This is a genomic window from Streptomyces sp. NPDC048411 (assembly GCF_040704695.1).
In the GTDB taxonomy this organism is placed as follows: domain Bacteria; phylum Actinomycetota; class Actinomycetes; order Streptomycetales; family Streptomycetaceae; genus Streptomyces.
Genome location: NZ_JBEZKL010000093.1, coordinates 22,874 through 29,709, shown reverse-complemented (window position 1 = coordinate 29,709; position 6,836 = coordinate 22,874). Strand labels below are relative to the sequence as shown.

At 69.4% G+C, this 6,836-nt stretch carries 3 protein-coding genes; 1 reads left to right on the top strand and 2 read right to left on the bottom strand.

Annotated elements, in window-relative coordinates; translation table 11 throughout:
* Positions 1–91 precede the first annotated feature (91 nt).
* A complete protein-coding gene (locus AB0915_RS27150) occupies positions 92–5,122 on the bottom strand; it encodes an NAD-glutamate dehydrogenase (protein WP_366693560.1) in 5,031 nt (1,676 codons plus the stop codon).
* Positions 5,123–5,503: 381 nt separating this feature from the next.
* Here AB0915_RS27150 and AB0915_RS27145 point away from each other — a divergent pair, with 381 nt between their 5' ends.
* On the top strand, positions 5,504–6,070 hold the full coding sequence (locus AB0915_RS27145) for a DJ-1/PfpI family protein (protein WP_366138180.1): 567 nt from the start codon (positions 5,504–5,506) through the stop codon (positions 6,068–6,070).
* Positions 6,071–6,164: 94 nt separating this feature from the next.
* On the opposite strand, the gene AB0915_RS27140 is transcribed toward AB0915_RS27145, so the two are convergent.
* Positions 6,165–6,836 carry an HAD family hydrolase gene (locus tag AB0915_RS27140; RefSeq protein WP_366693559.1) on the bottom strand — a complete coding sequence of 224 codons (672 nt, stop codon included), beginning with the start codon at positions 6,834–6,836 and terminating at the stop codon, positions 6,165–6,167.

The window sequence follows — 6,836 nt, the reverse complement described above, 5'->3', positions numbered from 1 at the left end:
ACCGTAATATGGGGTTGACGGGTGGTGAGATAGACCACCCGGTCTGGTTTTGGTACCCGGGGCGCCCCCCTTCCGTACAAGCGCCGCCCGATCAGCCGTGCGTACGCAGCAGCGTCCGCATCGTCCGCATGGCCACCGACAGGTTCGCCAGGTCGAACGCGTCCGACCCCTGGATCTCATCCAGTGTGGAGCGCGAACGCGTCAGGATCGCCGCGTTCTTCTCCTCCCACGCCTCGAACCGCTCCGGAGGCGTCGACGTCCCGTTGCCCACGCTCAGCACATCCGCGGTGAGCGCGGCATGCGCGGCGTACAGGTCCTCACGGATGGAGGCACGGGCCATGGACTGCCAGCGGTCGCTCCGCGGCAGCTCGATGATCCGGTCCATCAGCTGGGTGATGCCCAGCCGGTCCGCGAGGTCGTAGTAGACCTCGGCGACGGCGAGCGGGTCCTTGCCGACGCGCTCCGCGATCGCCACGATGTCGAGCGCCGGGAAGGCGGAGGAGAACCCGGCGACGCGCTGCGCCAACTCGTCCGGAACGCCCGCCTCGGTGAGCTCTTCCAGGATCGACTGGTACCACTCCTCGTCGGCGCCCTTCAGCATCTTGGGCAGCTCGGCCCAGACCTGGTCGACGCCGTCCTTGAAGAAGCCGATCGTCCCCGCGATCTCCAGCGGCTGCGGCCGGTTGCCGAGCAGCCAGCGCGAACCGCGCTCGACGAGCCGGCGCGAGTGCAGCCTGATCCGGGTCTGCACATCGGCGGCGACCTTGTTGTCGAGCGCCTCGACGGCGTCCCACACCTGGCCCAGGCCGAAGATCTCGCGGGCTGCGGCCTGCGCCCGCACGATCTCCTCGATCGATGCGCCGGTCTCTTCCCGCAGCCGGTGCAGGAAGGTCGAACCACCGGTGTTCACCGTGTCGTTGACCAGCACCGTGGTGATGATCTCGCGGCGCAGCGCGTGTCCGTCGACCGCCTCGGGGAACTGCGCGCGCAGCTGATCCGGGAAGTAGGCGTACAGCAGCTTCTGCAGGTACGGGTCGTCCGGCAGGCTGGTCCGGATCAGCTCGTCGGATGCGGTGATCTTCGTGTAGGCCAGCAGTACGGCGAGCTCGGGCTGGGTGAGCCCCTTGCCGCTGTTCAGCAGCTCCCGGATCTGCCGGTCGGTGGGCAGGAACTCCAGCGCGCGGTCCAGGTGCCCGTCGCGGCCCAGGCGGCGCATGAAGCGCTGCTGGGCGTGGAGCAGGGAGGCGGACTGGGTGACGGAGTTGGCGAGCGCGGTGTTCTGCGCGTAGTTGTTGCGCAGCACCAGACGGCCGATCTCGTCGGTCATGTCCGCAAGCAGCTTGTTGCGCTGCTTGACGGTCATGTCGCCGTCCCGGACCAGCCCGTTGAGCAGGATCTTGATGTTCACCTCGTGGTCGGAGGTGTCCACACCGGCGCTGTTGTCGATCGCGTCGGTGTTGATCCGGCCGCCGCCCCGGGCGAACTCGATCCGGCCGAGCTGGGTCGCGCCGAGGTTGCCGCCCTCGCCGACGACCTTGGCCCGCAGGTCCTGGCCGTTGACGCGAATCGCGTCGTTGGCCTTGTCGCCGACGTCCGGGTTCGACTCGGCCGACGACTTGATGTACGTACCGATGCCGCCGTTCCACACCAGGTCGACGGGCGCCTTGAGGATGGTCTGCATCAGGTCGGCGGGCGTCATCTTGGTGACCCTCGACTCGATGCCGAGCGCCTCGCGGACGTGCGCGTTGACCGGGATCGACTTCGCGGTACGGGGGTGGATGCCACCGCCCGCGGAGAGCAGGTCCTTGCTGTAGTCGGCCCAGGAGCTGCGCGGCAGGTCGAAGAGGCGGCGCCGCTCGGCGTACGAGGTGGCGGCGTCCGGGGTCGGGTCGAGGAAGATGTGCCGGTGGTCGAACGCGGCGACGAGCCGGATGTGCTCGGAGAGCAGCATGCCGTTGCCGAACACGTCACCGGACATGTCGCCGACGCCGACGACCGTGAAGTCCTCGGTCTGGGTGTCGTGGCCGAGCTCGCGGAAGTGCCGCTTCACGGACTCCCAGGCGCCGCGGGCGGTGATGCCCATGCCCTTGTGGTCGTAACCGGCGGAACCACCGGAGGCGAACGCGTCGCCGAGCCAGAAGCCGTACCCGACGGCGACCTCGTTGGCGATGTCGGAGAAGCTCGCGGTGCCCTTGTCGGCGGCGACGACGAGGTACGTGTCGTCCTCGTCGTGGCGCACGACGTCGACGGGCGGCACGACCTCGCCGGCCACCAGGTTGTCGGTGATGTCGAGCAGCGCCGAGATGAATGTCCGGTACGAGGCGATGCCCTCGGCCATCCAGGCGTCACGGTCGACGGCCGGGTCCGGCAGCTGCTTGGCGACGAAGCCGCCCTTGGCGCCGACCGGCACGATGACGGTGTTCTTCACCATCTGCGCCTTGACCAGGCCGAGGATCTCCGTCCGGAAGTCCTCCCGTCGGTCCGACCAGCGCAGACCACCGCGGGCGACCTTGCCGAAGCGCAGGTGGACACCCTCGACGCGCGGCGAGTACACCCAGATCTCGAACGCCGGGCGGGGCGCCGGAAGGTCCGGAATGGCCTGCGGGTCGAACTTCATCGAGACGTACGCGTGCGGCTTGCCGCCGTCCGACATCTGGAAGAAGTTCGTGCGCAGGGTCGCCTTGATGACGGTGAGGAAGGACCGCAGGATCCGGTCCTCGTCGAGCGAGGCGACCTGGTCGAGCGCCCCGTCGAGCTCTTCGAGGAGACCGTCGGTCAGCTCCGTGCCGGCGCTCTGCCGACCGGGCGACATCCGGGCCTCGAAGAGGGAGATCAGCAGCCGGGTGGTGTGGACGTTGTTACGGAGGGTGTCCTCCATGTAGTCCTGGCTGAAGGTCGAACCGGCCTGCCGCAGGTACTTCGCGTAGGCGCGCAGCACCATCGCCTGCCGCCAGTTCAGACCCGCGCCGAGCACCAGGGAGTTGAAGCCGTCGTTCTCGGCCTGTCCGGTCCACACCGCGGCGAACGCGTCCTGGAACCGGTCGCGGGCGTCGTCGGCGAGGTAGGTGCCGCTGCCGTTGACCTGCGGCATCCGCAGCCCGAAGTCGTAGATCCAGGCGTGCGTACGGTCCGCGCAGCGCAGCTCGTACGGACGCTCGTCGACGACCTCGACCCCGAGCCGCTGAAGCGCGGGGAGAACGGCGGAGAGGGAAACCTGCTCACCCGTCCGGTAGATCTTGAAGCGGCGCTCACCGGGGCCGGCGCCGACCGGCTCGTACAGGCTGAGCGCGAAGTCCTTCTCGTCCTTCTTCAGCGCTTCGAGGTGGACCAGGTCGGCGACGGCGGCACGCGGCGTGTGGTCGGCCTTGTAGCCCTCGGGGAACGAGTGACCGTAGTGGCGCAGCAGCTCGGCGGCGCGCTCCTCACCGCACTCGGCGGTCAGCGCCTCCTGGAAGCCGTCGGCCCAGGAACGGGCGGCCTCGACGAGACGCGCCTCGATGCGGTCGACCTCGGCGCCGGTCAGGTCGGGCAGCTCGGTACCGGGCGCGACACGCACGACGAAGTGCAGCCGGGAAAGGATCGACTCGGTGTTCCAGGCGGTGAAGTCGACGCTGGTGCCGGCGAGCTCCTCCTTCAGGATGTCGATCAGCCGCAGCCGCACACCGGTGGTGTAGCGGTCGCGCGGCAGGTAGACGATCGCGGAGTAGTAGCGCCCGTACTCGTCCTGACGGAGGTAGAGGCGCAGCCGGCGCCGCTCCTGGAGGTACAGCACGGACGTCACGATGGAGCGCAGCTGGTCGACGGAGGTCTGGAAGAGCTCGTCGCGCGGGTACGTCTCCAGGATCTGCAGCAGATCGCGTCCGTCGTGGCTGTTGGGCGAGAAGCCCGCGCCCTCCAGCACCTCGGCGACCTTGCGGCGGATGACGGGCACCCGGCGCACGGACTCGGTGTAGGCGGCGGACGAGAACAGTCCGAGGAAGCGGCGCTCACCGATGACATTGCCGTCGGTGTCGAACTTCTTCACGCCGACGTAGTCGAGGTAGCTGGGGCGGTGCACGGTCGACCGGCTGTTCGCCTTGGTGAGGATCAACAGCTTGTGCTCGCGGGCCTTGGCACGGGCGTCGGCGGGCAGCCGCTCGAAGGACGGGCTGACCGGGTGCGCCTCGTCCTCGCTGTGATGCGGGTCGGAGCGCAGGATGCCGAGGCCGGTGCCGGGGACGGCGACCAGTGCGTCGCTGTCCTTCAGCTCGTACTCGCGGTAGCCGAGGAAGGTGAAGTGGTCGGCGGAGAGCCAGCGCAGCAGCTCCCGGGCCTCGTTCACCTCTTCGTCGGCGAGCTCGTCGAGCGGCTCGCCGGGCAGGTCGTCGGCGATGCGCAGCGCGGCGTCGCGCATCTTGTCCCAGTCCTCGACGGTCTCCCGTACGTCGGACAGCACGCGGAGCAGATCCAGGGAGATCTGCTTCAGGTCGGAGCGGTCGGTCTCGCGGTCGATCTCGACGTGGATCCAGGACTCGACGAGCGCGTCGTGCGGCAGCGCGTGCGTGGTCCCCTTGGCCCCGTTGGCGCCCTTGCGGCCCTGCTGGCCGACAGTGAGGCCATTGCCCTCGGCGAGGACCTCGATGAGCTTGCCGGTGACATCGCGACGGACAACGACCTGCGGGTGGATCACGACATGGATGCCGCGCCCCTGCCGGGACAGCTCATTGGTGACGGAGTCGACCAGGAACGGCATGTCGTCGGTGACGACCTCGACGACGGAGTGGCTGCAGGTCCAGCCGTTCTCCTCGACGGTCGGGGTGTGCACCCGGACATTCGCGGTGCCCTGCGGGCGGTTCTCCGCGAGCCGGTAGTGGGAGGAGGCAGCACCGAAGACATCGACCGGGTCGCGGCCGACGAGGTCCTCCGGAGCGGTGTGCAGGTAGTAGCGCTGGAGGTACGAGAGCAGCACGTCCGGGCCCGGACGCTCGCCCTGCCCGGCACCGGTGGCGTCGGCCCCGGTGCCCTCAACGTGCACCCGGGGGGTACCGCCCGGGCCGCCGACACCACCGCCCGGACTGTTGTCAGCTACCCGTGCCGCCCGTGCGAGCAGCTCGGCCTTGGCTTCGTCCAGCTTGGTCTGCATGTCCTCTGGCTCCTGTCGCGCGCCGTTGCGTGACGTAGGTGAAAAAAGCGACGTACCGCCACGACACGGGGTTTCCGGTCTGAGACGACGCTATGCCGCTACGAGAGATGCCCGGGACCATATCGGCCATTTTCGGCAGCGGGTCCGGGACGAGGGGATCAGTGATCGCCCGGGCACGGTGGCACTCCGGGCGCAGGCCGGGGGCTTCGCTGCCCCCGAGGCGTATCGCGCTGATCACGGGTCCAGGCTATCTCGCCCGTACCCGGAACCGTCATGAGCCGTATGTGTACAAAAGAAGGTCCCGAACTTTGACACTCTGGACAGCGCGCAACGGGCAGATGCACGCTTGACGCAGACGTCCGCGCGAGGGGAGCCCGCACCATGGCACCGAAGGTCCTGATCGTCACCGGCGACGCCGCCGAGTCCCTGGAAGTCCTGTACCCGTACCAGCGGCTGCGCGAGGAGGGGTACGACGTCCATATCGCGGCCCCCGCCCGCAAGACGCTCCGCTTCGTCGTCCACGACTTCGAGCCCGGCTTCGACACGTACACCGAGAAGCCCGGCTACACCTGGCCGGCCGACCTGGCGTTCTCCGAGGTCGACGCCGGAGACTACGCCGCCCTGGTCATCCCGGGCGGACGCGCCCCCGAGTACCTGCGCAACGACGCCGAGCTCCGCAAGATCCTCAAGGCCTTCTTCGACTCGGACAGGCCGGTCGCCCAGATCTGTCACGGCCCTCTGCTGACGGCGGCGATCGGCGAACTGGGCGGCCGCCGCGTCACGGCCTACCCCGCGCTGGAACTCGACATGCAGGCGGCCGGTGCCACCTTCGAGGACCACGAAGCGGTGGTGGACGGCACCCTGATCTCGTCCCGCGCCTGGCCGGACCACTCGGCGTGGATGCGCGAGTTCCTGAAGGTCCTGCGCACGAAGGCCCCGGCGAACTGAAGCCCGGGCGGGCTGGGGCCTCGCCGAGCCGGAACGTCGCCGAAGAAACCCCTCAGCCTCCCGCCGGCCCCCGCCGGACCCCTCCGGGCGCCCCTCAGCCGGTCATCTGCTCGGCAAGCTCCACAGCCTCGGCCAGACTGTCCACCACCGGCACGCCGGCCGCCTCCAGGCTGGCCCGGCTGTGCGACCCCCCGGTATAGAGCACCGCCCCCGCACCGACATGCGCCGCGGCCAGCGCGTCGTCCACCGCGTCGCCGATGACCACCGTGCGCTCGGGCGATATCCCGTCCAGAGCGGAAAGGTGCCGCTCCATGTGCTGCGCCTTGCTGCCGCCGGACGGCCCGGTGCGGCCGTCGACCCGAGTGAAGTGCCGCTCGATCCCGTACCCCCGGACCACCGGCACCAGCTGCTCGTGGACATACATGCTCAGGAGCGACTGGCTGCGCCCGGCGAGCTGCCACTGCGCCAGCAGCTCCGCGGCCCCCGCGGTCAGCCCGCAGGCGACCCGCTGCTCGGTGTAGTACCGGTGGAAGATCCCGTCCATCCGCTCCCACTCGGCCTCGGTCGGCAGCCGGCCCATCAGCCGCTCGTAGAAGCGGGGGATCGGGATGCAGTACATCTCCCGGTACTGCTCCAGCGTGAGCGGCTCCAGGCCGACCTCGGCGAACGCGGCATTCGTCGCGCCGACGACCGCGTCGTTGTCGTCGAGCAGTGTGCCGTTCCAGTCCCAGACCAGATGCGTGCGGTGCTTCCCGTGTGTCCCCAT